Annotated in this window: 24 protein-coding genes and 1 pseudogene; 17 read left to right on the top strand and 8 right to left on the bottom strand. The window is 44.2% G+C overall.

The window, feature by feature from the left end:
• Positions 1-7: 7 nt before the first annotated feature.
• The 4 genes from ACSJJG_RS15445 to ACSJJG_RS15430 are packed head-to-tail and all read left to right on the top strand — an operon-like array spanning position 8 to position 5,533.
• Positions 8-406 (top strand): DUF6950 family protein, encoded by a 399-nt coding sequence (locus ACSJJG_RS15445; protein WP_189761217.1) that lies wholly within the window; start codon positions 8-10, stop codon positions 404-406.
• Entirely contained in the window at positions 406-3,207 is a 2,802-nt protein-coding gene (locus tag ACSJJG_RS15440; protein WP_282885599.1) for a phage tail tip protein J-related protein, read from the top strand. Before ACSJJG_RS15445 ends, ACSJJG_RS15440 begins: the two co-directional genes overlap by 1 nt.
• Positions 3,204-4,256 (top strand): hypothetical protein, encoded by a 1,053-nt coding sequence (locus ACSJJG_RS15435; RefSeq protein ID WP_189761369.1) that lies wholly within the window; start codon positions 3,204-3,206, stop codon positions 4,254-4,256. The genes ACSJJG_RS15440 and ACSJJG_RS15435 overlap by 4 nt, the downstream gene beginning before the upstream one ends.
• 17 nt (positions 4,257-4,273) lie before the next feature.
• Positions 4,274-5,533: a phage tail fiber protein gene (locus ACSJJG_RS15430; RefSeq protein ID WP_282885600.1), complete on the top strand. Its 1,260-nt coding sequence runs from the start codon at positions 4,274-4,276 to the stop codon at positions 5,531-5,533.
• 51 nt (positions 5,534-5,584) lie between these two features.
• On the opposite strand, the gene ACSJJG_RS15425 is transcribed toward ACSJJG_RS15430, so the two are convergent.
• On the bottom strand, positions 5,585-5,707 hold the full coding sequence (locus tag ACSJJG_RS15425) for a hypothetical protein (protein WP_262985625.1): 123 nt from the start codon (positions 5,705-5,707) through the stop codon (positions 5,585-5,587).
• 25 nt (positions 5,708-5,732) lie between these two features.
• Positions 5,733-6,077: a hypothetical protein gene (locus ACSJJG_RS15420; RefSeq protein ID WP_189761386.1), complete on the bottom strand. Its 345-nt coding sequence runs from the start codon at positions 6,075-6,077 to the stop codon at positions 5,733-5,735.
• Between the two features lie 553 nt (positions 6,078-6,630).
• Between ACSJJG_RS15420 and ACSJJG_RS15415 the strand changes: the two genes are divergently transcribed.
• Positions 6,631-7,416, top strand: coding sequence for a DUF2829 domain-containing protein (locus ACSJJG_RS15415; RefSeq protein ID WP_282885493.1), 786 nt, complete (start codon positions 6,631-6,633; stop codon positions 7,414-7,416).
• A 766-nt stretch (positions 7,417-8,182) separates the two neighbouring features.
• Here the strand turns inward: ACSJJG_RS15415 and ACSJJG_RS15410 are convergent.
• Positions 8,183-9,400, bottom strand: a complete 1,218-nt coding sequence (locus ACSJJG_RS15410) for a tyrosine-type recombinase/integrase (protein ID WP_189760848.1) — start codon at positions 9,398-9,400, stop codon at positions 8,183-8,185.
• Positions 9,401-9,767: 367 nt separating this feature from the next.
• Here ACSJJG_RS15410 and ACSJJG_RS15405 point away from each other — a divergent pair.
• The 6 genes and pseudogenes from ACSJJG_RS15405 to ACSJJG_RS15380 all read left to right on the top strand — a co-directional run bounded on the left by ACSJJG_RS15405 (position 9,768) and on the right by ACSJJG_RS15380 (position 19,483).
• Positions 9,768-10,981 (top strand): annotated as a pseudogene (locus ACSJJG_RS15405) (tyrosine-type recombinase/integrase).
• A gap of 215 nt (positions 10,982-11,196) precedes the next feature.
• The gene (locus ACSJJG_RS15400) at positions 11,197-11,376 is read left to right on the top strand and encodes a helix-turn-helix transcriptional regulator (protein ID WP_481089826.1); all 180 of its coding nucleotides are present in this window, start codon (positions 11,197-11,199) and stop codon (positions 11,374-11,376) included.
• A gap of 129 nt (positions 11,377-11,505) precedes the next feature.
• Positions 11,506-13,929: a DUF5906 domain-containing protein gene (locus ACSJJG_RS15395; protein ID WP_481089825.1), complete on the top strand. Its 2,424-nt coding sequence runs from the start codon at positions 11,506-11,508 to the stop codon at positions 13,927-13,929.
• Between the two features lie 597 nt (positions 13,930-14,526).
• Positions 14,527-14,952, top strand: coding sequence for a DcrB-related protein (locus ACSJJG_RS15390; RefSeq protein ID WP_189760845.1), 426 nt, complete (start codon positions 14,527-14,529; stop codon positions 14,950-14,952).
• A 12-nt stretch (positions 14,953-14,964) separates the two neighbouring features.
• Positions 14,965-19,158, top strand: coding sequence for an RHS repeat-associated core domain-containing protein (locus tag ACSJJG_RS15385; RefSeq protein WP_223281828.1), 4,194 nt, complete (start codon positions 14,965-14,967; stop codon positions 19,156-19,158).
• Between the two features lies 1 nt (position 19,159).
• Entirely contained in the window at positions 19,160-19,483 is a 324-nt protein-coding gene (locus ACSJJG_RS15380; protein ID WP_189760844.1) for a hypothetical protein, read from the top strand.
• Positions 19,484-19,552: 69 nt separating this feature from the next.
• Here ACSJJG_RS15380 and ACSJJG_RS15375 read toward each other — a convergent pair whose 3' ends face one another.
• A complete protein-coding gene (locus tag ACSJJG_RS15375; protein WP_481089824.1) occupies positions 19,553-19,858 on the bottom strand; it encodes a SymE family type I addiction module toxin in 306 nt (101 codons plus the stop codon).
• A gap of 131 nt (positions 19,859-19,989) precedes the next feature.
• Between ACSJJG_RS15375 and ACSJJG_RS15370 the strand changes: the two genes are divergently transcribed.
• A complete protein-coding gene (locus tag ACSJJG_RS15370; protein WP_189760843.1) occupies positions 19,990-20,370 on the top strand; it encodes an HNH endonuclease in 381 nt (126 codons plus the stop codon).
• Between the two features lie 130 nt (positions 20,371-20,500).
• Here ACSJJG_RS15370 and ACSJJG_RS15365 read toward each other — a convergent pair.
• Positions 20,501-21,198, bottom strand: a protein-coding gene (locus ACSJJG_RS15365) for an IS1 family transposase (protein WP_223281913.1) whose coding sequence is annotated in 2 segments (ribosomal slippage) — positions 20,501-20,949 and positions 20,949-21,198 — 699 coding nt in all. Because the reading frame shifts where the segments join, the coding sequence is not laid out codon by codon here.
• Between the two features lie 46 nt (positions 21,199-21,244).
• On the opposite strand from ACSJJG_RS15365, the gene ACSJJG_RS15360 reads away from it, so the two are divergent.
• Positions 21,245-21,463: a DUF7716 domain-containing protein gene (locus tag ACSJJG_RS15360; RefSeq protein WP_189761102.1), complete on the top strand. Its 219-nt coding sequence runs from the start codon at positions 21,245-21,247 to the stop codon at positions 21,461-21,463.
• Between the two features lie 178 nt (positions 21,464-21,641).
• Positions 21,642-22,085 carry a YwqG family protein gene (locus ACSJJG_RS15355; RefSeq protein WP_223281859.1) on the top strand — a complete coding sequence of 148 codons (444 nt, stop codon included), beginning with the start codon at positions 21,642-21,644 and terminating at the stop codon, positions 22,083-22,085.
• A gap of 325 nt (positions 22,086-22,410) precedes the next feature.
• Here ACSJJG_RS15355 and ACSJJG_RS15350 read toward each other — a convergent pair whose 3' ends face one another.
• Positions 22,411-22,575: a DUF7706 family protein gene (locus ACSJJG_RS15350; protein ID WP_481089823.1), complete on the bottom strand. Its 165-nt coding sequence runs from the start codon at positions 22,573-22,575 to the stop codon at positions 22,411-22,413.
• A 748-nt stretch (positions 22,576-23,323) separates the two neighbouring features.
• Between ACSJJG_RS15350 and ACSJJG_RS15345 the strand changes: the two genes are divergently transcribed.
• The 3 genes from ACSJJG_RS15345 to ACSJJG_RS15335 all read left to right on the top strand — a co-directional run bounded on the left by ACSJJG_RS15345 (position 23,324) and on the right by ACSJJG_RS15335 (position 25,322).
• Positions 23,324-24,199, top strand: coding sequence for an integrase domain-containing protein (locus tag ACSJJG_RS15345; RefSeq protein ID WP_481089822.1), 876 nt, complete (start codon positions 23,324-23,326; stop codon positions 24,197-24,199).
• Positions 24,200-24,443: 244 nt separating this feature from the next.
• The gene (locus ACSJJG_RS15340) at positions 24,444-24,710 is read left to right on the top strand and encodes a helix-turn-helix domain-containing protein (RefSeq protein WP_481089821.1); all 267 of its coding nucleotides are present in this window, start codon (positions 24,444-24,446) and stop codon (positions 24,708-24,710) included.
• Between the two features lie 228 nt (positions 24,711-24,938).
• Positions 24,939-25,322, top strand: a complete 384-nt coding sequence (locus ACSJJG_RS15335) for a hypothetical protein (protein ID WP_481089820.1) — start codon at positions 24,939-24,941, stop codon at positions 25,320-25,322.
• A 402-nt stretch (positions 25,323-25,724) separates the two neighbouring features.
• Here ACSJJG_RS15335 and ACSJJG_RS15330 read toward each other — a convergent pair whose 3' ends face one another.
• Together ACSJJG_RS15330 and ACSJJG_RS15325 are read right to left on the bottom strand one after the other, a co-directional pair.
• Positions 25,725-25,910 carry a helix-turn-helix transcriptional regulator gene (locus ACSJJG_RS15330; RefSeq protein WP_189761110.1) on the bottom strand — a complete coding sequence of 62 codons (186 nt, stop codon included), beginning with the start codon at positions 25,908-25,910 and terminating at the stop codon, positions 25,725-25,727.
• 495 nt (positions 25,911-26,405) lie between these two features.
• Positions 26,406-26,756: a hypothetical protein gene (locus ACSJJG_RS15325; RefSeq protein ID WP_223281860.1), complete on the bottom strand. Its 351-nt coding sequence runs from the start codon at positions 26,754-26,756 to the stop codon at positions 26,406-26,408.
• Positions 26,757-26,965: the final 209 nt, after the last annotated feature.

Below are 26,965 nucleotides of genomic sequence, written 5' to 3'. Positions count from 1 at the left end.
TCCCGAAATGAGACACCGACAATGGACATTACGATTACCCGAAACTCTCAGGGCGGCCATGAGTCGCCCTTTTTTATGGGGCGAACATGACTGCTGCTTGTTTGCTGCTGACTGTGTTCAGGCGGTATGTGATTTTGACCCATGCGAAACCGTGCGTGGGCGTTATAGCACACATACAGGTGCAGCCGAAGTGTTGAAATCAGAGTTTGGAACACTGGAGCAGGCACTGGATCGGTTGTTTGACCGCACTCCGGTCACAGCCGCAGGGCGCGGGGATATCGTGATGTTTGAGGCGGAAGAAGGAAAAACGCTGGGGGTATTGTGGGCAGGGAAGATTTGGGCGGTCACTCGTGTTGGTGTGCGTCCGGTCGATGTCAGTCCATTGACTGCTTGGAGGGTGGAGTAATGGGGAAAACTGTTGCCAATGTGGTCTCTGCTGGATTAATGATAGTGGGTGCGGTTGTTACGGGACCATTCGGCGCGGCACTCATTGCAGCTGGGATGGCCGTCCAGTTTGCCGCTAGTCAGATGTATAAGCCTAAACTGCCAATGATGGGGCGAGACCAAAGCGAGCGAAAACAGATGTTACGCTCTTCCACAGCCTCAGAGACGGTAGTTATAGGTCATACGGTTGCATCTGGATTACTGTTTTTTGCCGAGGAGGAACCGGGTGAGCAGGATGAAAACGAGCGGATCACATTGACTCTAGCTCTGGCGGGCCACCCGATTGAAAAAATTGGCCGTATCTGGCTGGGTGATGACCCGATAGAGTCGTTTGGTGGCTATGTCGAGTGGGAACTGCATAACGGCAGGGCGGAAGCTGATCCCTTTATGTTGGAAAACTGCCCGTCATGGAAGCCGGATATGATAGGTCGCAATATGGCGTGGTTGCGCGTCACTCTTAAATTTGATGCGGAGAAATTTCCCTATGGGCTGCCTAATATTAAATGTGAGGTCTGGGGGAAGAAGCTGCATGACCCCCGAACCGGTGAGACGCGGTGGAGTAATAATGGGGCCTTGGTCATTCTGGATTACTACCGCAGTTATTTACAGGTGCCTGATTCTGATATCGACTGGGAGGCATTCAAACGGGCGGCAGATATCTGTAGTGAGGGCGTAGATACACCGGATGGTGGACGTGAACCACGGTATGCCCTCAACGGGGCTTATGAACTGGAAGAAAGCCCATCGGCTATTTTGGATGCTATGCATCGTTGCTTATCGGCAGATCCAACCTATATGGCAGGTAAACACGGGATTTTAGTAGGAGCATACAATGGTCCTGCGGTGCTGGATATCCATGAATCCCAAATCATTGACACTGTCACTCTAACACCGGAAGTGGGCCTAAGAGACGCCACCAATGCTATTTATGGCACGTTTGTTGATGCGGAGCAAATCTACACCAAAACCGATTTTCCCCCGATTATCAGGAGCGAATGGGTTGCAGAAGACGGGCTGGAAATTAAGGAAAACATTGATTTTCGATTTGTTACGTCCCCTTACCAGGCGCAGCGACTGGCTCATCAATATTTACGCCGTAAGCGGTTAGCGCGGCGGGTACAGTTGAAAATGAATCTGGACGGCTACGCTTATCGCCCTGGTCAGGTGGTCAGGCTTAATTTGCCGACATTGGGGATCACTGATTTAGAATTCAGGGTGATTGATTGGCGATTTAGTGCACTGGACGGTGCGGAGTTGACGCTGGAGGAAGACGGCGCCTATGTGTATGAGGACGTCATTGGTAAACCCTTCGAACGCCCGCCTTTTACACGACTGCCTGTCGGGGGCGTAGGTGCACCTATGTCACTGAGTTTTATCCCGCAAACGTTGGGGGATGTGATACAGGGTATACTGTCATGGCGCAATGTCAGTGAGGTGGCTTTTAATCGTGTCACTATCTATCAGGATGATCGCATTATTCAGACTATTCAGGTCCCTGGCGAATCGGTCAATATTTCAGGGCTGGTGCGGGGTAACTATCGTGCCGAGGTCAGGGCGGTGAATGCAGCCGGTGCTATGTCAGCCCCTGCTGTTTTTGAGTTTTCCATTCAAGCACCACCTCCGCCTGTGAATGTAGAGATCACCCCTGGCTTCTTTTCTTTGACTATTGTTCCCCGTCAGGGGGATGTTGCCTCTTTCGGTCACACGTTTGAATTCTGGTTCAGCGAGAAACAACTGGATTTTACTCATGAATCAATGGTTATTAACCATGCCGATCGACTGGGGCAGGGTAACTTCTGGATAAAAGATCAATTAAAGGCAGGGACAACTTACTGGTTCTACGTCAGAACCATCAATACCTATGGCAAGTCACCATTTATTGAAGGTTCCGGCCAACCCAATGACAACACCAGGGAGCTTTTGGGTGAATTAGGCAACAAATTCATGACCGCCGAAGCCGGAAAACGCCTGCAATCCGACATGAATTGGAGCAATGAAACCGACCTTATTCTGGCTGGCGCCCAGCAGAAACTATCCCGAGAGCTGATGGTGCGCGACGGGGAGAATAAAGCCAAAATCAGCGAGCTATGGCAGGTCAGAGTGACGGACAATGAGGCGTGGGCGCAGAAACTCACGGAATTGCGTACCAATATCGGGAACACTGACGACAACGTCAACCGGATTGCAGCGGATGTAATAGACAATAAGCAGGCAGTATCCAATACACAGAAAGCCGTGGCTGAATCAACACAGCAGTTTCAGGCGCAGTTTAAGAACCAGCAGGCCATCATCAACAGCAAAATGCAGGCGGAATTTAACCAGTCCGGTAACGGTTATGCCATCCATAGTGTGAATATCACCATCAAGCACAATGGCCGGAATTACAACGCGGCGGGCATGGTGATCAGTGGTGAAGTGAAGAACGGTAATCTGGAGTCGTATATCGGATTTTCTGCCAATAACTTTGCGTTCTATAACCCCGTTAATGGCAGGATGGAGCCATTTATGGTGGTTAAAAATGGACAGTTGTTTGTCAGAGAGGCGTTTATTGATATGGCGAATATCAGGCAACTATTGGTTGGACTGGATATTAAATCCACGAATTACATTCCCAATCAGCGGGGCTTTCGGATTGACGCTAAAACTGGATACATTGAGATAAACGGTTCAGGAAATGGTTACCGGGTGCAGATCAAAGATTCAGGCTGGTATATGTTTGACAACAACGGCAGGGCAATCATTGAACTGGGGGAATTCTTATGAGTGGTTACGGGCTAAAAATTGTCAATCCACACGATGGGACCAGCTTTATTTTTAATGAGAAAACAACACCTGCCAGCCTGGTATGGACTGATTATGTCGCCAAAAATACACAGGGGATTCATCAAAGCCCGACTGACTGGCGGCATTATGAATGGGAGTGTCAAATCAAAATCCCGGTGGGCTATCAGGCACATGTCTATCCCGTTGGGTTCACAGAATTTCATCAAGATCGCTCAGGAAATGGATTCAGATTAACGGGGTTTTCTGAGCGAATTCGGTTCTCTCAGAATGGGGAAAACGTCATCGTCGATGGCCTGAGTTTACAGAATGTTTTTGATAATTGGCTCACGGAGCTGATAAAAATTATCGCGTACCCGCTGATGTTGGGTGGCAGGGCGGGATTAAAAATATTAAACAACAGTAATTTTAATACCAGCGTTCCGCCTGCCGGATTTGGTTATGTTTCCCATAAAGCGCGTGTGTATATACAGGGGCGATTTAACCCGGCGTCAATAGATCCCAGACTCAATTACGGAAATTGTCTGATGTTTTTTTACAATGAAGACCCGGCGTGCATGTTGGTTCACCGAGAAGGTTATTACAGCTGTAACAGGTACGATGGCGGTGACAGGGCGGGGTGGTATCGGGTTGTGGTTTTTTCTGACATCGGCGTTAAGGAGCGGCTCGAAGGTAAGGGATATGGCCTTAAACTTAGAAACAAGGACGGGGTTATTACCTTTAACTCCGGCGTTGGTGTGCTGACCAAACCCGTAAGTCTGGATGTCAGCAACAGAAAGCTGGGTGACATCATCCCCACAGCGGGGATACAACGCCCGATGTTGGTGCCTGCCTGGATAGGACATCATCTGTGGATGGACGGGAGTACCGCCTACAGCCGAGATTTGTCACTGACCTGCAATGGGGAGGGGGCGTTATTTGTTGGTTCAGGAAGGAGCGCATACCATAAGGCGAGCCAGTGGGGAACGACCAACTATACCACAAAACAACCCATTCTTATCTTGGACGCTGCCAGTTATTTCAATTTTTAATTTCTCAGGAACACACTATGCTCTATAAACAAGGCACGATTTCCACCGTGTCCGGCTCGGCTATTGTCCGCGGCACGGGCACCAAATTTATCTCGAACATCAACGGCGTTGCACCCGGACAGATTATATTGATCCAGTCCGGCAACGGTAATTTAATCCACATGATACAGGCGGTGAACTCGGATACCGAACTGGTACTGGCTGATAATGTTGCTGTCACCCTGAATAATGTGAAATACCAGATTCAGGTGACCGTTCCTGATTCCGCCTCCGATGCCGTCCGGCATATTGTGGCCAACACCACCTACGTCACTCAATTTCTCCAGAACATGGACAAATGGATGTCACAGAATGGTGTGGTTGATGTGACCTTACCGAATGGACAGACCGTGTCATTGCAGTCTATACGGGCATTACAGGCGGCGATGCTGGATAAGAATAAAAACGGGGCAGACATCCCGAACAAATCGGAATTTGTAAAAAACCTTGGTTTGGTAACTCAGCAATGGGTAATAGATAATGGTTCTGGGTTTATCCAATATAAACCAATTGCTCCGACCGCCCTTACCGAGTTCACGTCGTGGATTAAATCGTTACCGAATGGTGGACATGCATTCCGTTTTGGAGCGCATGACGGGGAAATAGGTTACAAATGGTCATGTGGTTATGTAACACGAGCGGGGGATACATGGGCTGGATTCGTTGCACACTATAATCGGGGTGTTGCAGTCGTCCATGGTAGTGATGATGGTGGTTCTACAAAAGTGAGTTATTTGTGGACTAATAAAAATGCATGGAAAGATAGTAACGGCTACCTGAGAGCATCCTCCCCTCTCATCCAAATCTACCCCGATGGCAAGTTCACCACCAACGACGAATCCGAGGGGGCTACCGTCACTAAACTCGGCATCGGTCATTATCAAATATCTGGTGTGCTGGGCTATAACGCTGACGGGGCATGGGGTGTTCACGGCGGCATCTCGTCGCCTAAGAACAATAACGGACTGGAACTCATCTATATTGATGACCAGGTGCAAAAGGACGGTTGCATCACCATCAAGACATTCCACCGTCAGCACACTCATTTACCTAAGCAGTTCCAGAACAAGCGGATAAAAGACATTGTCGATGGTGAAAAGGTCTACTATGCCGATGCTGAACCTTGTGATATTCCCGAAGGCTGTCGATTAGATGTTCGTGTCCAGATGCCGGAGGATTCGGTGTGGAATTTGAGGCAGGGGAAGGTGACAGAGGATGGTGAACAGGTGACATGGTAGATGAATAAGCAAAAAGCCACCATAAGATGGCTTTCTGCAAGGGTATTTAATTCAGGCAACTTTATGATAAGTTCGTGCTAGTACTTCTTCTTTGCGAGCATATAATTCTGTTACAATTTTATCTAATCGCCTTGAAAGTGCTAGCATTTTATTAATGCTCTGTTGTTTGGTCATTGATAGTCTCCTAGGTATATTTATATTAGTATAGCGGTGATTTTTTCAACATCATTGCACTATTAGCACACATTTCTGGATTTTTAATTTTGATATCGTTTATTAGCATTTGTGCAATTAACAGGATTTGCTGAAGATTAAGATCGTCATGCTGTTTAGCTTCATGGCTCAGTTGCGAGACGATATCAGCCAAATCATCTAAGGATGGGTCAGTTATTTCATGTAATTTATCAATCCCTAGCTCAGCAAGACTTACAGTCACAAACTCAACTAAACCAGCTACAGCTTTCTTTATGCCATATAGCTGTCTTTCCTGAACAGACGCCTGAGCATCATCCTTAAGTACTGCATTATGAAATTGATGGGTCACAAATTATACTCCATATATAATACTTGACAATGTATTTTGCAAGGTATGTCTGGTAAATAATCATTAACTACGCATCCAATAATGAAAGAGGTGAAACAACACCAATGAATTTCAATCAACTGATTTTGTTTAATTTAACTTCTAATGAATTTAAATTCTGCAAACTTATATTTGTCAGTTACTTAACAGATTATTAACTAATATTATGTTTGTAGCTTACCTCTTTATGCTCAAGCGTTCAGAAACACTACTATCATCCTACTAAATAATGCTACTAAGCATCACTTCGCGCCTGTGCAGGGCATCATACACTACATTACTTTTATTGATATTTGATAGGAGATTGTCTGATTTTTGAGATAACTGCCATAATTAATTCACACAGAACTAAATAAAAAATATTATTTCAACTCAAAACTGTATCACTAGTTATATTATTGCCTTGTACCCACTTGTCCCACTCCCCACACAATCCCCATCAATTTATTCAACTATCCCCATTCGTTAATATATTCGGGCTGTCCAGCAATTAATAATTAAACAAGGAAATAGTATGTCTGACGTTATTAAGCCCGAATGTGAATGTCCATTCGATCCAAAACAATATCAGTGTGATTGCTTTATTGCCCCAGTAGGTTCTTTCTCTTGGGCGTTGATTCAATTAAAACTTCGCAAACGTGTTACCCGTTCTGTCTGGGGTGACAAAGGAATGTATCTGGCGATTACACCACGTGTGAGTAACTTAATCGTAGAAGAAGGCAGTGCTTACGCGGTTGATGGTGTAGCGGTTGGAACTCAGTACGATTATCTGACACACATTGATCTGCGCAATGAACACGGTAACTTCGTACCGTGGCAACCGACACAGGAAGATATGATGGCGTGTGATTGGGAGTTTGTGGAAGAAGAGGCGGCGAAGTCTGAGATTAAACCAGAGACATCAGAATATAATTTAGTCTTTGATTTGACTACCTCCCAGAAATATACAAACGCATATGGAGGTGATGTAGCAAATGGTAACTTAGTTAGGATTGAAGATAATATAGGTAATGATCCAATTTTTGCTTTTTATTTTGAAAAAAACTATAACGCAATCACTGTAAATTTTTCACATTTAAATCTAGCAAACGATATGGAAACATTAAATAATATAAGAGCGAAGCTACTAACAATTACTGTGGATGGAACAAAATATGAACTCGGGTATCCTATTGAAAAAACAGATTGGCCTCAACCTATTTATATTCCATGGTATAAAGGTAGCGATGTGGAAAAAATTTCTAACCTGCTAAAACAAGAAAATAAAAAATTCCGTTTCCATCTCAACTGGCATGATTAATCTTTTTAGGCTGCGCACCGCGTGGACTTCCCCAACCCCTTGATCTCCTTAATTTCCGTTTTTCTGACAGAAATAAGTAAAATCAAAATGTTACGTTAAATAGGATAATTATCCTATTTTAACCCCTTGATTTAATTGAATTCCGTTCCTGAGCAGGAATTAAGCAAAATCAACGACTTAGATAAAGGTGGGATTCCTCACCTTTAACCCGTTACTCACCGATCGCGTTATTCGTGACGTGTCACGATAAATAAAGGCCATTGATTCTTCCGTTTCAAACGGAGGTATGGAATTAACTATAGGAATTACTTTAGTTTAGGGTTGGTTAAAAGTTCCTCTAAGCGGGAATTCCCACTTTGGCGATAACCCTTTGATTCTTCCGAGGCCGTCACTTTGGTTTTCCAATCATCGGCTGAAATTTTAGCTAATGGGATTTAAAAGCCCATTAACTCACTACCGACGAAATTCGTCGATGCAAAATCCAATGCCCCATTATCAGACTATTGAGCGTAAATGATATTTACTCACAGAATTTGCATACCTCATTAAGAGGTGCGCACAAAATAACAGCCTAAAAACAATGGGTTAAGTCGTTTTGTCCAGCCCGTTATGTCCAAGCAACACATTGAAAAAGAAAGAATATATCCTTTTTTCCAGTGCTTTTACTGGACAACTCAGATTCAAGCCCTCCTCTGGGGTATTTTCCCGATTTCAAATCGGACAAATGTTTGTCTGATTCCCATATGCTAAAGGGCAGATTTCTGTTCTATAGTGATAGCAGCTTCCGTTCCCATTGCCCTATAATTTCCCGTTTTTCTTTTAGGTAGCTATAGCGGTCGTAATGCTTAGATGAAACACCGGGCCTCTTATGGTTCTGCACTTTATCCCTCATCTCCGAACTGACCCCCATCTCTCCTGCAAGTGTCTTAAATGTCCGTCTGATATCCCTTGGCGTAAATTTCTCAAAGTCATAGCGAGTACAAAATTTGCGTATCTGCTTGGCATACTCAGCAGTTAGTAAGTGACCTTCTTTTGTTTCTCCGGGGAATAAAAATCCCGAGTCTGGATATTGTTTGGCTTGGTGCTCTAATATTTCGGTGGCGGATTTACATAACGGGATCACGTGGTAGTCACTATTTTTTGAAATATGGGGCGGTACTGTCAGCGTATTATTATTTTTATCCCAGTTATCTCTTGTATTGGTCATTATCTCCCAAGGACGCTGACCACCCGTGAAGATACAGAGTAATAACAATCGACCGTAATCTGGATGGATTGGAAATATTGACGCTGAAACTCTAAACAGCTTTAGAATCGACTTGATTTCATCCCATGAAAGGAATCTATCCAGTGCCTTATCTACTCCCTCTTGCCGCGGAACGACAGTTACAGGATTTCTGTCAAGCCCATAAATAACCTTCTCGTTCAGCTTAGCTGGATCGTTATCAGCAAATAGACCAAAATTAAATACGGCATGAAGATTTGAACGTACTTTATTTGAACCAGCAACAGCACCACGTGAAATAAACTCAGCTAATACTCTTTTAATGTGGTCTGGGGTTATATCTTTTGCTGGAGCATTTCTATCAATATGCTGACTATCCAATACTTGATTCAGCCTGTATTCGGTTTTGTCGTATGATCGTTTACCTCGACGTTTTTGATCAGAGATATAATCTTTAAATAGTTGCTCGATTGTAGCGTGATTTATAATAACTTTTTCAGTAGCCGAAATATTAGCAGCAGCATCTTGTGATTTAGATAATGCCTTTGCCAAGGAAAGGGCGGGGAAATCACCTAAGTTAATAAATTTCTCTTTCCCATTATTGAAATAACGGTAGATAAAAACTTTTCTTCCTGATGGATATATCTTGACTCCTAATCTACCAGTCCCTCGTGTTGCTGATGCTTGCCATGTATAATAAGCTGACTTTTTGGGTTTCAGGCCACGGATTTTGCTATCAGTCAATAAGGTGCTAGCCATTGGAAACACTCCTCACAACAGGTCAAGTAACGGGTCAAGTTATGATGAAATGATATGAAACTATATGAAACCGCGCAAGGTATAAAAATCATTTTAAATCATGATGATGAAACTGATTGAAACCAGAGGAAACCACCTGAAATCTATAGTTTTTGCCCTTCTAAGCCGTAGGTCACAGGTTCGAATCCTGTAGGGCGTACCATCCTTTCATATCTCAACGTCTTCCTAAGTCTACAAAATCCCAGTAAATATACCATATTAGCCTTTTTCCATTCTCCTGTAGTCCAGTCAGGTATGTTGAAATCGATGATCTTATAGGGGTATATTTAGGGGTACGTTCAGGTTCAATGAAGTGAGATACCCCTAAGTGAAGCTAACAGCCCGACAGGTGGACACTGCAAAGCCGAAAGAAAAACCCTATAAACTTGCCGATGGTGGCGGCCTATATCTATTGGTTAACCCTAATGGCTCTCGCTATTGGCGGTTAAAGTATCGGATCGCAGGCAAAGAAAAATTGCTCGCATTGGGGGTATATCCTGAAATCTCCTTTGCTGAAGCAAGAACCAAGAGAAATGAAGCACGACGGATGTTATCGGATGGTAATGACCCGATAGAGGAAAAGAGAGCTGAAAAGGCTGCTAAGGTGTTTGCGGTCAGCAATAGTTTTGAATCCATCGCTATTGAGTGGCACGAGTATAAACGCCCTAATTGGTCAAAAGGCTATGCCGAAGACATTCTGGAATATCTGAAAAAAGACATCTTCCCGTATATTGGTAAACGTGCCGTTACCGAGATAAAACCTGCTGAAATGCTGGCTGTGCTGCGAAAAATGGAGCAACGCGGCGTTTTGGATAAACTAAAGAAAACCAGACAGGCTTGTCGGCAAATTTTCACCTATGCCGTTATTACCGGACGGGCAGAGTTCAACCCTGTTACCGATCTTGCCAGCGCACTTAAGGCGCCAAGCAAAAACACTTCCCCCATCTTTTAGCCGACCAGATGAGTGATTTCCTCATCGCCTTGAGTGGTTATAGTGGAAGTCTGGTCACTCAATCAGCGACACGTATGCTGATGCTGACCGGAGTACGCACCATCGAGCTGAGAGAATCGAAGTGGACGGAATTCGATTTCGATAACAATCTCTGGCAAATCCCCGCCGAGCGAATGAAAATGCGCCGCCCGCACATCGTGCCGCTATCAAATCAGGTTAAAGCCATTCTGATTAAACTACATGAGATTACAGGACGCGGGAAATACGTTTTCCCCGGTCGGAATGATGAGGGTAAGCCGATGAGCGAGGCCGCCATCAATCAGGTTATTAAGCGTATTGGCTATGATGGCAGGGCAACAGGCCACGGCTTCCGCCATACCATGAGTACAATCCTGCATGAACAAGGCTATAACACCGCTTGGATTGAAACCCAGCTTGCTCATGTTGACAAGAACAGCATCCGTGGCACTTACAACCACGCCCAATATCTGGATGGTCGTAGGGAAATGCTGCAATGGTATGCGGATCATCTGGAGATGCTGGAACGGGGCGAAAATGTCCTGATCGGAAAATTCGGAAAAAGGGCGTAAAGAAGTGGTGATTTTTCATACTTTATTGGCAGTGCCAGCAAAGTATGCTTTTCATACAGAATACCGATAAAAAGGTAGAAGTTCCTAAAAAAATAAATTCAACAAATCGGAAAAACAATTAACGCTGTTCATTTAATCTTGCTTTTTAATAATCCGCCTGTCATCAAACAACGTCCACGATGAGCGCTCAAGGACTCGGTAACAGGAGAAAAAATATGACAATGACAGCACCGAAGGAAAACCTTATTCGTTTGCCGGAAGTTCAACGCAGAACAGGTTATAGCAAAGCGTGGATCTACAAACTGATTAGGCCGCGGGAGTTTCCGAAACAAGTCAAACTCGGCTCCCGCTCCATCGCTTTTATTGAATCAGAAATTGATAACTGGATTGCCTAGCGGATCGCTGAATCACGAGCGGCATAACACAGAAAAGAACATGACATAAGAAATGTAATATAAAAAACAACGCCCCAGTGTGCGCGAACACATCTGAGGCGTCTAACCAAACCGTTATACGGAGTAACGATGATGGCTGATATACAGCATAACCAAACTCGCCCTAAATTTACATCTTCAGATATCACAGGCAACCAAAAACCGCTTGACCTGATCCAGACCGTGAAAAAATCCGCTATGTATCATTGGGAAAACCTATTGTTTGCCTGTGGCATTGATATTCCCACAAAGGGAAAACATGGTGCTTGTCCTGTCTGCGGTGGCACTGACCGTTTTCACTTTATTGATGATCACCATCATGGCAATTGGCACTGCCGCCAGTGTGATGGGCCAAACTATGGTGATGGTTTGGATTTAGTAGCGAAAACCAATGGGATCACAATTTTTGAAGCCGCTAAAATGGTTGCAAACGCATTGGCATTACCTTTGCCCGACCCCAAGACAGCCAGTAAAACTATTCAAACAACACAATTGATTGCTGAAAAAGTAGCAGCATTGATGGTGCAAACTATCGACGGGCAATCTCCCTACCTGACCGCAAAAGGGCTGCATTGCCCTAGTCAGCGGCTGCGGTTCGATAATTCGATAGTGTTGACATTGACAACATTGGATAAGAAAGTCACAGGCGCACAGATCATTAAGCCCAATGGCGAGAAAAAATTACTCTCTGGCAGCCAGAAGAAAGGATCATTTATTGCCTTAGCAAAGCTAGAAGAGTATTCCGATACAGTAATCATTACCGAAGGTTATGCCACTGCGCTCACAGTTAACCAACTCTATAAAGGTACTGTTCTGGCGGCACTGGATGCAGGTAATTTGCTCTCTGTCGCTCAATCAGTTCGGGAACGATGGTTTGACACGAAAATCATCTTTGCTGCTGATAATGACTGGCACAGCCCCGGCGAACTGGATAAGAACGGTAAACCAAAAGTGAATATCGGCAAGATCTCGGCAGAAAAAGCTGCCCTTGTGGTTAATGGTTGGGTCACATTGCCACCTACAGAGTATAAAGCTGATTGGGACGATTATCGCCAGCAACACGGTGTGGAAATGGCAAAGCTGGCCTTTTTTCAGGCACTTTATCAACCGATATCAACCAAGAAGAAAGCAACCACTCAGCCCAATGATGCCGAGCCACCAAAGTTGACATTATGCCAGATGGGAGCCAGCCAGCGCGGGGAAGTGCTACTGGCACGTTATGACGGTAATTTGGCACTGGATGGCACTTCGGAAAACGTTCATCACTATGACGGTATTGTCTGGCGTCCGGTCAGTGACCGTGATTTAAAACGGGAAATGGTCGCGGCCTTTATGGAAGAAAAACTGCCGTACTCACCGCATGGTATTAGTTCTGCTGTGGATGCCCTGAAATTACAGCTTCCCATGATGCAACCGCCAAAGCGCCACTTAATCGGGTTCAATAATGGCGTGTTTGACCTGAAAACCTGCCAGTTCCGGTCGCATCGTAAAAGTGACTGGCTGCTACTTGCTAATGATGTTGAATTCAATTCCCCCATTTCGGGGGAAACCCTGAAAAACCATGCGCCACAGTTCTGGCACTGGCTGAATCGGGCAACAGCCAACTGTGAAAGCAAGTTTAGTCGCGTATTGGCGGCACTGTTTATGGTGCTGGCGAACCGTTATGACTGGCAGCTTTTTCTGGAAGTCACCGGTGCCGGAGGCAGTGGAAAAAGCATCTTTGCTGAAATTTGCGCTATGCTGGCAGGTAAAGGCAATACCGTTTCTGCCAGTATGGCGGCACTGGAAAACCCACGGGAACGGGCGCTGATTGTGGGCTATTCGTTGATTATTTTGCCAGACCAGACCCGTTATGCGGGCGATGGTTCCGGTATCAAGGCCATTACAGGTGGTGATGAAGTTGCCATTGACCCGAAGCACAAACAACCCTATTCAACCCGTATTTCTGCGGTGGTGATGGCACTGAACAATAACGCCATGAGTTTCAGTGATCGCAGTGGTGGCGTGTCACGACGTCGGGTCATTTTCAACTTTTCCGAAGTTGTACCAGAAAATGAACGTGATCCACTTTTGCGGGATAAAATTGCGGCAGAATTGCCTGTCATTATACGGCACCTGCTGCATCGGTTCGCTGATCCTCAAGCCGCAAGACGCTTACTGGCAGAGCAACAGAAATCTGAGGAAGCACTGGATATCAAACGTGGCACCGATCCACTGGTCGATTTCTGCGGCCACCTGATTGCATCCGATGAAGCTGATGGATTGTTAATCGGTAATGCGGAAATTATGCCGTTCAATCCCCGTAAGTACCTTTATCACGCCTATCTTGCTTATATGAAAGGCAATAACCTGAATAAACCCGTTTCCGTAACTCGTTTTGGCATGGATATGCCGGGCGCACTGGCTGAGTACAGCCAGCATTACCTGCGCAAGAAAAGCAAATACGGCATTCGTAGCAATCTGAGCCTGAATATCGACACCGCCATTGAGTGGATGCCAAAACTGACAAGATAACCTGCCAGAAGAATAATTTTTTTCTTTATTGGTGATAATTTTCAAAGAAATATAAAAAGTGTTCACCACTGTTCACCTTGTAATTTAAATCGGATATATCAATGCATTATAAGGTGAATAGTTATTTTTAAACTGTTCACAACTATTCAACCCTGTTCACCTTTTTCAGATCTAAGGTGAATGGTTGGGTGAAGAGTGATGATGAGTTTTATTTCAAGTCATCATCCTTTAATGATATGAATTTAAACAAAAATATTTAAAAGTGAATAGGTGAACAGTTTTATCACTAATTGTTTAATAGGGTGGGTTAAATAAGCATCTTTTTTCTCCGGCCGGTGGTTTTCAGCTCTCCGAGTGATCGGGTTAATGTATTAGCCCGGTCACTCGGAGAAGACAAGCGCAGCGCGTCAGTGTGGTTTGAATATGTTGTGTTATAGAAAATTAAAATGAATTAATGTTCTGATTTTATTTAAGAAGATAAATTAATCACAATTTCCTTCATCTTATGTTATTTACCCTAGAATCACTAAGCTGCCCCGTTATACCCTGTTTTATTAACATGCTAAAAACAAACCTGTCATTAATGAGGCAAGGAAAATGGATATACGCCCACGTTGTCAGTTCACAGAAGGCAGTATCACCCTACCGGATGGTTATCAGGAGCAGACTGTTAATATCATCATAGCCCCGGATGCCCCTGCGTTGAATATTAGCCGCGATCAATTGCATGAAGGGGAAGATCTCACCCGCTATCTTACCCGCCAGAAGGGGTTACTGGAAAAAAGCCTGCGTGACTGGCAATTACTTGAAGAGCAAGACGCTCAATTAGGTGACAACCTGTTGCAGGGCGCTTTACTGCTTTCCCGTTACCGCCCGAAAAAAGGCCAGCAAGTCTATCAATATCAGGCCGTCTTTTTGCGGGATGAGAGCAAGGTGCTGATTTTCACGATGTCATCACCGCAGGCATTTACGGAAACCCAACGGCAGTGGCTGAATGACTGCCTGAACAGTTTCCAGTTCTAGGGAGAGGACATCATGCCAGAAGCGGCAAGGCTGGGGGATACGATAGGCCATTCCAGTGCAATGGCCGGATTAGTTGCAGGTACGATCATTGGTTCATTGATTTCAGCCGCAGGAGGTATTGCAGCCGGCGCGCTTTTTGCCGTCGGCTTGGCTGCCTCCTGTATTGGCGTCGGTGTTTTATTAATCGGCGCTGCCATTGCGGTCGGGATGCTGGCAAGCAAACTGGGCGATATGGCGCGTGATGGCTGTGTTTCGGCGGGGGCTTCATCACGAAGTCCCAGCGGAACCATTACCCGTGGTTCCGCCAATGTTTTTATCAATGGTAAACCGGCGGCTATCGCAAAACAGAGTACCGTCGTATGCAGTAAGGAAGACGGCGTTCGCCAGATGGCGCAAGGCTCTGACTCCGTTTTTATTAATGGTTTACCCGCCTCACGGGTGGGAGATAAAACCACCTGTGACGCAGCAGTCATGACAGGCTCTTCCAATGTCATCATTGGCGGCGGAACGCGAACCGAAGCTAAAATCACGCCGGAAATTCCCCAATCGGCTTATAACATCTCAGACGCCACCATGTTTTTGGCCGGGCTGACCAGTTTTGGTGGGGCGGCATACAAGGCATCAGGGGCATTGCCAAAACTGTTCAGTAAAATTCCGAATGCCGCCAAAATTGGCAAGACCCTTTGCCGATTGGGTAAATTAGCCATTGGTGCCTCGCTTGTCGGTATCATGTCAAGGCCGGTGGAAGTCATTGCCGGCCAGAAATTCCTGAACGATGACGATGAACTGGATTTTATTTTTGAAGCTGAGTTCCCGCTCTACTGGCAACGCAGTTATCTGAGCCGCTATCAGTATGACAGCGTGCTGGGGCAGGGCTGGAATTTGTTCTGGGAAAGCCGGTTAACCCGTGTGGAAGAGGGCATACTCTGGCGTGATTTATCCGGTGATATCGTTCCGTTTCCGGATGTACCGGAAGGCCATCGCTGTTTCTGCCCGGAGGCACAAAGCTGGCTGATACACACCGAAGACGGTGAGTGGGAAATCCGTGATACGGGGGAGCTGGTTTATCACTATACAGATTTTGATCATGCTGGTACCAGTCGATTAAGCCATATTCGCGATAATATCGGCAACGAACAGCGATTCCATTATAACGACCAGCAACAGATGGTGAATATCACCGGCAACGGTGGATTAAACCTGCACTGTGATTATGGCCTTATGGAAATTGACGGCAACACAGTTTTCCGCTTAACCACAGTCTGGCGCGAACTGTATAACGGCCAGCGCCTTCGTCTTTGCCGCTATCATTACGATGAAAACGCCCGGCTGACGGGCGTCAATCACCGTAGTGATCACTTCCAGCGTCAATTTGGCTGGACAGAGCACGGCATCATGGCCTGGCATCAGGATAAACGCGGCCTGCGCTGCGACTATGGATGGGAACAGACAGAAGACGGATTGTGGCGGGTGATTAGCCAAAAAACCAGTGAGGGTGCAGGTTATCGGCTGGATTATGATGATAAAAACCTGACCCGTACCGCGCACTGGCATGATGGTTCCCGCACCGTCTGGACGCTTAACGATGAACATCAAATTATTCACTGTGTTGACCGTAACGGCACTGAACACCATATTTTATGGGATGAATTCGGCCTGCCAAACGGGTACAAAGACGCCGAAGGCCATACCCGTCTGAGTGAATGGGATAAGCTGGGGCGTCTCCTGAGCCTGACCGATGGCAACGGTGATAAGACCCAATGGCAATACCAGAATGACACTGACAGACTGACCTTTATTTTCTGGCCGGATGGTACAGAAACCGTGCTGGATTATGATGAATTCGGGCGTTTAGTCAGTGAAACCTCACCACTCAAACAAACTACCCGTTATCACTACAGCCCAAATACCCTGAGGCCTTATCAGCGCATTGATGCCAAAGGTGGAGAGAGCCGTTTTATGTGGAACGGTCAGGGGCAATTGATCCGCCATACCGATTGTTCCGGCCTGAGCAGTGGCTGGCAGTATGACGATGAAAATCGGTTGAGCCATTTTACCAATGCGCTGATGGAATCCGTCCGCTATAGCTATGATGAAAACGGTCAGTTAGTGCTCGTCACCTATCCTGACGGTTCGACAGAACACATGGCCTGGGACAGTGCTGACCAGTTGATTTATCACCAGCGTAATGAAAATTCCCCTCGTGCCTGGGAATACAATCCGCTGGGACAAATCGTTTGCACAACCGACCGCCGGCAACGACAGGTACATTATCAGTACAGCCCCGAAGGGCATCTGCTCCAGATTGAGAACGCAAACGGTGGGCGTTATTTGCTGAACCGCGATGCTGAAGGGCGTCTGATTGAAGAAATCCCTCCTGATGATACCTTGATCCGATACGAATATAACGCCGCCGGTTTGTTGAGTGTGGAAAAACGCATGGGTGACCGGGTATTCCAGCAACCTGTTCATTCGGTTCACTTGTATTACGATCCTGCGGGCAACCTGACTCAACGGGAAACCCGAACGGATAGCTACCAGTATCAATGGGATAACATGGGGCGGTTGCTGGAAGCGCATCGTGAACCTAATGCTGCCGGAAAACAGCTTGGCTTGCTGCCGAATACGGTCAGTTTTGCCTACGATGCATTAGGACGGGTGGTTCGGGAGCAGAACGGCGAAGAAGTACTCCAGTTCAGCTATGATGAAATGGATAATCTGGCAGAACTGACTCTGCCACAGGGGGATAGCATGCACTGGCTTTATTACGGCTCAGGCCATCTCAGCGCCATTCGCCATAACCAGCAGATAATCACCGAATTTGAGCGCGATAACCTGCACCGTGAAACCAGCCGCACACAAGGCAACCTGTTCCAGTTTCGTGACTATGACCCACTAGGGCGCCGCATCAGCCAATACAGTGGCAGGGATAAATCCGCCGCCATCGGGCAGGGCAAACCGTGGCGGGCATGGCATTATGACCAACAGGATGATCTGTGCCTGATGGAAGACCACTACCGTGGCTGGGTGGAATATCTGTATGACTCGGAAAGTCGGCTGAAAAAAGTCACTAGCGTGGACAGCTTTGAAGAAATGCTGTGGTACGACCGTGCCGATAACCTGCTCGAACGCCCGCAATCCATGATGGAACAAGAGGCGAAAACGCCTCAGCTCCTGACGCCACAAGGTGACAGATTGATACAGTGGAATCAGTGGCGTTATGAATATGACGCACACGGCAATGTCATCACGCGGGGAACCCGTTCTGGCGATAAACAAACTTACCGTTATGATGGGGATAACCGCCTGATCAGCGCTGAAGGGTGCAGTATGCAAGCCCGCTATCATTATGATGCCCTTGGCCGACGTATTCGCAAAGTCGTCACCACTCGGCCGACAGGTACACCGCAGCAGGCACAAACGGATTTTGTCTGGCACGGTCTGAAACTGTTGCAGGAACGCAATATCAATACGGGCAAAATCCAGACTTATTGTTATGAATCCCATGACAGCTATACGCCGTTAGCCTGCATTGTGGCTAAGGGTACGGTACGTGATTATTTCTGGTATCACACCGATATCAATGGGGCACCACTGGAAGTCACGGATGAGACAGGCAAGATTGCGTGGTCAGGCAAATATGATGCTTTTGGTGCGGTCAACAGTATCACCGCCGCATTCTTTAGCGAACCGGAGCGTTCACCAAAAAACTTTGACCAAAACCTGCGTTTCGCCGGGCAATATTTTGACAAAGAGACGGGGCTGCACTTTAATACTTATCGGTTTTATGCACCGGAAATTGGGCGGTTTATTACGCCTGACCCTATCGGTCTAAACGGTGGGTTGAATGTTTATACGTATGCGCCCAATCCGTTGTCTTGGATCGACCCACTGGGCTTAGCGAAGCGGATTTATGAAGATGCTCCTTATCACGGTAAAACTGATAATGCAGTAAAAAGCAAGGCTCCGGTGCATGGTCAGACGGCACTAGATAACTCAGTTCAAGTGAAGCCTACTTCACCTCGTAGAGTTGGTGTAGATGCAAAAAACAATGAAATTGTAGTGATGGATAAGACGCGAACATTATCCAATGGTGATGAATTATTCCACGGTCATGTTAGAGATTGGGATGCGTTACATACTGATCAACAAGCCGCATTGAGAAAAGCTGGAAAAGTTAACAAGAAAGGGAAGATAACGTGCTGATATGAAAAAATACTCTAAACCTGAATTAGAGTTATTATTTAACTCTGATGATACTCAAATAGTAACGGATGCCATTTTGTATTCAACATTCAATATTGATGATTACGAATGGATTCAAGAAAAATGTTTGCAGCTACTTAATAATAGCGATGAAGATATCGCTAGTTTGGCAATTACATGTTTGGGACATATAGCACGTATTTATTCCAAAATTAATGAGTCCAAAGTTATTCCAGCATTACAACAAAAAGCAACAGATCCATGCTTCGCTGGTCGTGTAGAAGATGCTCTGGATGATATAAATATGTTTGCTCTAAAAGAGTAAGTGAAAAGCCGGAAGATAATCCCTGTAATCTTCCGGCTTTCTTATTTTAGAGCGGCTCAGTCCCTGCCCTTAGTTGCTGTTGTAGTCGCCAAGCAGTTCCCGCATTCTGAGCTTAATCTCACTGAGCTGGTCTTGCTGGCGCTGGTACTGTTGCTTAATGCTGCGGGTGTCGTCACTGTCAGGAATAAGCACCAGACAGCCATCCATAATCTTGACGGTCAGGGTACAACCCTTATCAAACCCGGCGGCCTTAAGCCACTGGCCTTTCAGATGAATGACAGGTGGTGCAGCTTCCTTGTCATATCGGCAAAGTGTCCGTCGGGGGTTTTGGGTTCGCGGCGGTGAGTGCAAAGGGATAAAGTGGATATTTAACATGTTGTTATTAAAGAAAAAGTCCAGGTCAAAAAGTATGGTCGTGTCGGGATAGTCCCTAAGATCCGATCGGTCTAAACGGTGGGTTGAATGTTTATACGTATGCGCCCAATCCGTTATCTTGGATAGATCCGTTGGGGTTATACAAAGGTGAGCGCGGTTTAGGGAAATATCATATCTTCCATCAATATACGTTGAAGCCGTTTGAATATGAGTTATCTGACAGAACCCATTTTAAACGTGGCAATCAATCTGTCTATGAACGTATGCAGCGTGATCCTGAGTTCAAGCGTGAAATGCAAACCAAATATCCGGGAACGGTTGAGCATGTCCAGCCAAGCAAACATGGTAACTTTAAAGGTGATGCGCCTCCAGGTATGACTTGGCATCATGAAAATGAATCAGATAAGTTGAGTCTGGTTGACCGTAAAGATCATAATTCTTATCACAAAGTTTATCACCCCGATGGCTCCGGTGGCCGCAAGAAATGGGGCGGTGGTAATGGTTGTCGTTAAAAGGAAAAAGTAATTAGAACAATCAAAGGCTTTGATGGATTGCTATCCATTTATAAAGAACGTCCAGAAGCATGATATTTTTTCGCTGATTCTGATTTTAAGAATGAAATCAACTGGTCATGATTCCAATTTATTGATAGTGACGAATGTTCAAATAATACCCAATGACTCTGTCATGCATTTCTATGGATTTTGAAAAAGATAAGGTCTTGCGAGTCAGTCTTGCCAAATGCTGACGAAGATTCAGGTTATGCCTCTCTATGCGTTGTGTATAACGCTTGCTGACCACATGCAGTTTACCGGCCAGTATTTTTTCATAACTTCTCCAACCATCTGTCATATAGACCACTATGTTAAAAGGCGCCAGCAAAGCCATCAGACGCCCCAAGGTCCTCTTTGTTCTCGGGCCAAAAACATGGGCGATCACTTTTCGTCTTATCCTGTCGTAGGCATAAAAGAGCCAGCGGGGCTGATTCTTTGACTTCACGTACGACCACTGCTCATCCATTTCACAGCAGACAATCACTTCAGTGCCAGGAGCAATGGTTTCGGTTACCGATTTGGGTTTGAGCTTTTTAAATGGCGAAGAACGGTATTCAGGCCAATTCCCATCACTCGTGCTGTCGCCCGACATCCCATGCCATTCATGGCCATATCGACGATTTGTTTATGTGTACCGGGACGACAAGCGGCATAAGTGAATTCGAGTTGCCAGGAGTGACGGCAGGATTGGCAAAGATAACGTTGCTGACCAGAACGTGAGCGCCCATTACGGTGGATCCCTTTAACTGCACAACAAGAGGGACAGGTCACATCAATCTTTGCCATCTGAATGTTCTCCAAATAGGCATACTATACATGATTCAATAAATTGATGTCACGACCGAATGAAATCAACTGTATTAACAATGCAACTTATTATCTTCCTGAAACCAGAGAAGAAGACATGGATGATAAATATAAAGGTTGGCTGGAATATGCAACATTCTTAGATATTATCGACAATAAATTCAAACATCACCCCAATGCAACCCGCTATGATCTGTTAGAAGCCGTTATCTATTATCTTGAAGAAGATGATTTCTTAGATTAAAAATGATCTTGCATCAACACCGAAGAGAGAACTAGATATAACCTCTGGTGGGTTAAGAAAATCTGGTGTTCCTGCCAGCAGAGTAAAACAGTTGAGAAATCAAGCTAGAAAATTCTTAAAAGGATTAGCAAACAAGGCTAAAAATGCTGGCACTTGTAATAAATAGGAGAAATGTTGCATGTATAGTCTTACACGAATTGTTGTAGAGGAAACCTCGAATAATGACTCCGGTTTTATTCTTGGTGGAAAAAGAGGATATGTTTCACAGTGGCCTGTAAATCCAGATGGCGAAAAATTACTTCATCTTTTTTCTATAGATTGTGAAAAGTTATCTCCTAAAATACCTGAAAGAATGTTGCCAACATCAGGATATTTATCTGTGTTTTCAACTTATTCTGATGTTGACTACTTTCTTGATAACATTACTTATTTTGGTGATGAACAAGAGCTTAACCTCATTAAGTCTGGATTTACGTTTGTTCCATATTCTTTGACTAAAGATACCTTGGAAAACAACGATAAATTTATACCAGAAAGAAGTGTTAGTCTTTTAGATATGGAAATGGAAGATGATGAATATCCAATGATTTCGCTTTTTTCAAAAAAAACTCCAAATGTTTAGACGATATTGGTGATATTGGGGAAGATTATCATTTTGTATGTCAGATATACTCAGCAGATTTCCCTGAACCATTTCAAGATGCATTGGGTTTATCTGATGCTATTGGTTACTTGTTCATCAAAAATAAAGATAATGAAATAGAAGGTATCTTTTTTGTACAAACAGCATGATTTTTTTGAAATAATCATCTGGAACAAATGAGTGAAAATAATTCACTCAGTACCTATAAAACAATCAAGCCGGAAGATCACACATACTTCCTAGCTTGATTGTTTTTTTACTGTGGAATACCTGTGCCACGTCAACGCTGACAGAAGCTGCCCTATTACCTCTGCCACTCTTCTTCATTATTCACTGCACACGCCCGAATATCTGACCAATTCAGCCTTTTGAACAGTTGCGTCAATGCCATCGTCTGTTCATAGTTCAGATGTTCCTCTTGCCACAACTCAGAAAATTCGCTAATCTGAACCGACTTACACACCATCATAGATGGTCACATAGCTGTAATGGCTATAAAAACTCCTGTAGCCTGAAAGGGAGAGCAAGATTGCGGTACATCTGCCCACCTTTGGAAGCAGATATTGTCAGATACCTAAACCCTCGTCTGGCAGTGAAGGTTTCTTAAACTGAAAAATACACCCAAAAGGTGTTTTTATATTGTCACCAAAGTGTACTGAACGTTGGTTGGTTCACTTAATTAATCATAGACTTACTTTCACCCATCACATTCATATTGCTCACTATTTCTGTTTTAAATATTCAGCGGATAAACTTCCCATAACCAAACTATTGACTCATTTCAACCGTTTGACACTGAACTTTGCGGCGTTTTGCTGTGCCTACGAGCATTTCAACTCTTGCATCATTCTCGTTGACCGCTCGCGGAACTCAAGGCGTCACTTTTGGCAGGTTTACCGCTGAAAGTGACGCCGTAGCCAAAGAACCACACAATTCTGACAGGCTCTCGCCTGCTTCACCTCTCAGTGAATCTGACACTGCATTTTTAGATTAAAAAAGGAGAACTTGACGATATCGAGGCTGGCTTTTAGCCGGTGGGGATGACCTGTTCATACAGGCGGCAGTACCGCGTACTCAACCGATACCCCGCAATACCTCAACCTGCGTTCACTCTGGCGCACAGATATCGATCAAGGGCAAGGCAGGTCTTTTCTGCTTTGCCAGAATGGTCGCGCGCCAGAGATCGCATGTTGTCAGGTATCAGTGGAGAGAAGCTAATGAGCAAATTTATTAAGGAATTAAAATTTTTTGCCCGGCAGGGTGGCGGCTGCCATAAGACCTGCCATGATCGCATTCGGATTGCGGAACGTTTGGGAGCTTTGTTATTGAGCTTGAATATTCAGATTAAAAGTCTCGCCCATGTGAAAACCAAGCATGTGGAACAATACGTTGACACCCGTTTATCTCAAGGGATTGCCAAGCGAACAGTACAAAATGAAATGTCCGCGCTGCGTAATATTTTTCGCATGGCTGGCAGGAAAAAACTGGAAACCTCGCCACGTTTAAGCAATCAGGCACTGGGATTAAGCGGAACCAGCCGAGCCGGAACGAAACAGGCGATCCCTGATGCTACCTTTCAGGTTGTTTATCAAAAAGCCCTTGACCGTGATACCGGATTTGCCGTCATACTGAAACTTGCCCGATTGCTAGGGTTACGTTCTCAGGAAGCGGTGCAATGCAGTGCATCACTGCAAAGTTGGCGGAAACAGTTAGACCAACCAGAGCCGAAACTACATGTTGTTTTCGGTACAAAAGGCAGAAGGCCAAGGCAAACCCGTGTATTGAATGCTGCAGCGGTAAAAGCCGCTGTCGAACAGGCAATGGCTATCGCAGAACAACGTGGTGGCAGATTGATTGATAAACCAGACCTCAAACAAGCCATGAACTATTGGCGAACACATACCACAAAGATTGGTTTAACAGGCCAACATTCTCCCCATAGTTTGCGCTATGCTTGGGCGCAGGAAGCTCTGGCGTTTTATCAACAAAATGGTTTTAGCCGTCAGGAAGCAAGAGTACTGGTTTCAATGGATTTGGGGCATGGTGATGGACGTGGGCGTTATGTTGAACGGGTTTATAGTCGTTCAACTTAGTCGCCCAGTTATTGAGTTAGATAAAACAATCAGTTAAAGTAACCCCGCCACTAGCAAAATCTAATGGTCAAGGCGTCGCGGCCTTGATGAAACACTGGTAGGAAATTTCTACCAGTGTGCCTGTTATCGCCTTTTCAATGGTGGTTCAGGCAGGGAAGGCATAGCCTTGCTGGTTAGAGTGCCGGTCCGCGAACCCTGTCTGAATCGCCACCATCAATATTAATTAATGGAAGGGGTAACAGGAATGAATAGCAACGTTAAAAATGATTGGCACCAAGCTGATGTTATTGCAGCACTCCGCAAACGCGGTACAACCTTAGCCGCTCTCTCTCGTGAAGCGGGACTCAGTTCATCAACATTGGCAAATGCACTCAGCAGACAGTGGCCTAAAGGCGAGTGGATAATTGCTAACTATCTTGAAATCCATCCCTCTGAAATCTGGCCGAGCCGATATTTTGATAAACGAGGCCAATTGATTGAGCGTAAGGTTCGCAAAGTGTCTGTTGAATAGACTGATTTCAATGAAATAAGCCATGAAACTATAAAATAATATCTGTAATTATTAAATTTATATTCATGGCCATATGTTTTTATTAGGTTATTTTATCAATATAAAGGAATACATTTTGAAACGTTGTCAAAGATCCCCAGATTTTTCAGAAATAAAACGAGATATAAAAAAGCATGCTAGAGATATTAATAAATGGTGGGATGATTTACAGGGTGCATCAATTGCAGAGTGGGCATTATAGGTATAGGATGCTGGGGTATTCCTAATAAAGTAGCTCAAATAATCGCTTTTACACTTAGCATGATATTCTTTTTTAATAAACTTTTTTTGATTGACTCTAATTCTAACTTCACAAAAAATAAGAAGAGCATAAAAAGAAAAATAATAAGTTCATATATATCTGATGATGAAAGAAGCATTTTATTTAAAAAATTAAATAACGTTGAAAAATTTAGAAGTATTTGGAATTCTTGGTATGTAATTAAACGAAATTGGAAATTTATATCTGGATATACTTTTCTTGCAGGTTCATTTATCTATCAGATTTTATTTAATAAAAACTTTGATTATATAGTTAATCTTTTCATACTAAACAAAATTGAAGGTGTGTGATAGAAAATTAATGGATGTGTTATATATGTGAAAAAAATGGACAGACTATCTTGAAGTTATATCAATCGCTCTTCAAGATGCTCCTATATCTCATCGCACATTGTTCTATAAACGGCGATGTGGAGCTTGATTGGCATATCATTGCATTTTTGGCAACATTTATTTCATTGATGATATTTTTGCAATAAAAAGACTGTTCTCAACAGCAACAACCGAACAAAAATTAGGAAAAATAATATGGGGGTATTACAGGGGGTATGGTATATAATTGAACTAATAAAACTTATTTAAAAACAATAAAATAATCAATTTTATCGAATCCTGTAGGGACCATTTAAAATCAATGGGTTACGATAAAAAAATTAAAGCCCGTCATAACAACGGGTCAGGTAATGGGTCAAGTTATCTCTGCTTCTTCTCTCTCACCCAAGCCTCATAGACCTCTTCAGGCCATCCAAGAAATGTTCCACCAGCAGTCCTGTCGGGTTTAGGAAACTCATTTCTTTTTGCGTACATTCTCCAAAGGGTTGTTTTGCTTTTTCCTGTTAGTTGTTGCATCTCTTCACGCTTAATGTATCTTATCGCCACTACTTGCCTCCCTTTCTGATAACCATTTTTCAAAACCCCCTTGCCTGCGTATCAGGCTTGCCTTACTACATCTGTAGTATCAGCAGGGCGTGTTCCTGGTTGTTTTGATGACTTGGATAAGGCACCGCATAATTTTTTCGTCTGTTCATTTGATGATTTTTTGTATAACCACCTTACTTCATTATGTTTCAGGTGGTATTCAGGCCATAGCTGATTACTGATATGAATTGCTCAGTGTTTTACTTGTCCCAATATAAAGATGCAAGATGATATTTTTCTTCTGTCTCCATTTGAACCACTTTATTCGCAGTTTCCATATAATAGGCTTCTTTCGTATTCTCTGTGTAACCGTTCTAAATTTAGAATGAAACATTCCCCAGCGCAGGCGCTGTAATTAAGTTTTTATACTTATAAAAATTTAGGGCTTTTGTTTTTTTGTTTTATTAGTCTGTGGTATGACGATTTTCGATGACCGACAGCATTTTCGTTTCTATCTTAATGAGGGATAATATCAACTAAATACATATATCGTCCTTTTCTCTTATAGAGCGCATAACCGTAATCGACAATGGGTTCTAGATTATAGTAAGGAACAGGCTCTGTATGTTTTGGGCTGACCCGATAGCTCGTTAGTAGATGATGTTTAAATTCATCTTTATTTTTTGTGCCCATGCTGTTATTTCGATTATTGTATTTTGGGCACTGGCCTGCCAAAAAGGTAATCGGTGTTGTGCCTATATGCTGGCTGTTCGCTTGTGCGATATTGGCAACAATGCCTTTAATGTTGATAGCCTTTTTTTGTTTTGTTGCCGGTTCCTTGATGGTGGCAGAAGTAAAGGTACTCATAAATCCTCTCGCTGACTATTTTAGTGATTATTCCTATCACTTTGATGTCGCTAACATTATCACTTAAATTCCATTAAATCCATACCTATAGTGATATAAATCAATTTTTTTAATTATCTTATTGATATAAAGTAATTTTAATTTGATATCATCTGAATGATTTTGAGTCTTGAGGGTGATAACAATTTCAACGGTATTGAAGATACTGC

The organism is Xenorhabdus sp. SGI 60, from assembly GCF_056632175.1.
This window is presented reverse-complemented; position numbering and strand designations above follow the sequence as displayed.

Coding starts and splice junctions, on each gene's coding strand:
- ACSJJG_RS15445 (WP_189761217.1), top strand. CDS start 8: ATGAGACACCGACAATGGACATTACGATTACCCGAAACTCTCAGGGCG.
- ACSJJG_RS15440 (WP_282885599.1), top strand. CDS start 406: ATGGGGAAAACTGTTGCCAATGTGGTCTCTGCTGGATTAATGATAGTG.
- ACSJJG_RS15435 (WP_189761369.1), top strand. CDS start 3,204: ATGAGTGGTTACGGGCTAAAAATTGTCAATCCACACGATGGGACCAGC.
- ACSJJG_RS15430 (WP_282885600.1), top strand. CDS start 4,274: ATGCTCTATAAACAAGGCACGATTTCCACCGTGTCCGGCTCGGCTATT.
- ACSJJG_RS15425 (WP_262985625.1), bottom strand. CDS start 5,707: ATGACCAAACAACAGAGCATTAATAAAATGCTAGCACTTTCAAGGCGA.
- ACSJJG_RS15415 (WP_282885493.1), top strand. CDS start 6,631: ATGTCTGACGTTATTAAGCCCGAATGTGAATGTCCATTCGATCCAAAA.
- ACSJJG_RS15410 (WP_189760848.1), bottom strand. CDS start 9,400: ATGGCTAGCACCTTATTGACTGATAGCAAAATCCGTGGCCTGAAACCC.
- ACSJJG_RS15400 (WP_481089826.1), top strand. CDS start 11,197: ATGACAATGACAGCACCGAAGGAAAACCTTATTCGTTTGCCGGAAGTT.
- ACSJJG_RS15395 (WP_481089825.1), top strand. CDS start 11,506: ATGATGGCTGATATACAGCATAACCAAACTCGCCCTAAATTTACATCT.
- ACSJJG_RS15390 (WP_189760845.1), top strand. CDS start 14,527: ATGGATATACGCCCACGTTGTCAGTTCACAGAAGGCAGTATCACCCTA.
- ACSJJG_RS15385 (WP_223281828.1), top strand. CDS start 14,965: ATGCCAGAAGCGGCAAGGCTGGGGGATACGATAGGCCATTCCAGTGCA.
- ACSJJG_RS15380 (WP_189760844.1), top strand. CDS start 19,160: ATGAAAAAATACTCTAAACCTGAATTAGAGTTATTATTTAACTCTGAT.
- ACSJJG_RS15375 (WP_481089824.1), bottom strand. CDS start 19,858: ATGTTAAATATCCACTTTATCCCTTTGCACTCACCGCCGCGAACCCAA.
- ACSJJG_RS15360 (WP_189761102.1), top strand. CDS start 21,245: ATGTCACGACCGAATGAAATCAACTGTATTAACAATGCAACTTATTAT.
- ACSJJG_RS15355 (WP_223281859.1), top strand. CDS start 21,642: ATGTATAGTCTTACACGAATTGTTGTAGAGGAAACCTCGAATAATGAC.
- ACSJJG_RS15350 (WP_481089823.1), bottom strand. CDS start 22,575: ATGATGGTGTGTAAGTCGGTTCAGATTAGCGAATTTTCTGAGTTGTGG.
- ACSJJG_RS15345 (WP_481089822.1), top strand. CDS start 23,324: ATGAGCAAATTTATTAAGGAATTAAAATTTTTTGCCCGGCAGGGTGGC.
- ACSJJG_RS15340 (WP_481089821.1), top strand. CDS start 24,444: ATGAATAGCAACGTTAAAAATGATTGGCACCAAGCTGATGTTATTGCA.
- ACSJJG_RS15325 (WP_223281860.1), bottom strand. CDS start 26,756: ATGAGTACCTTTACTTCTGCCACCATCAAGGAACCGGCAACAAAACAA.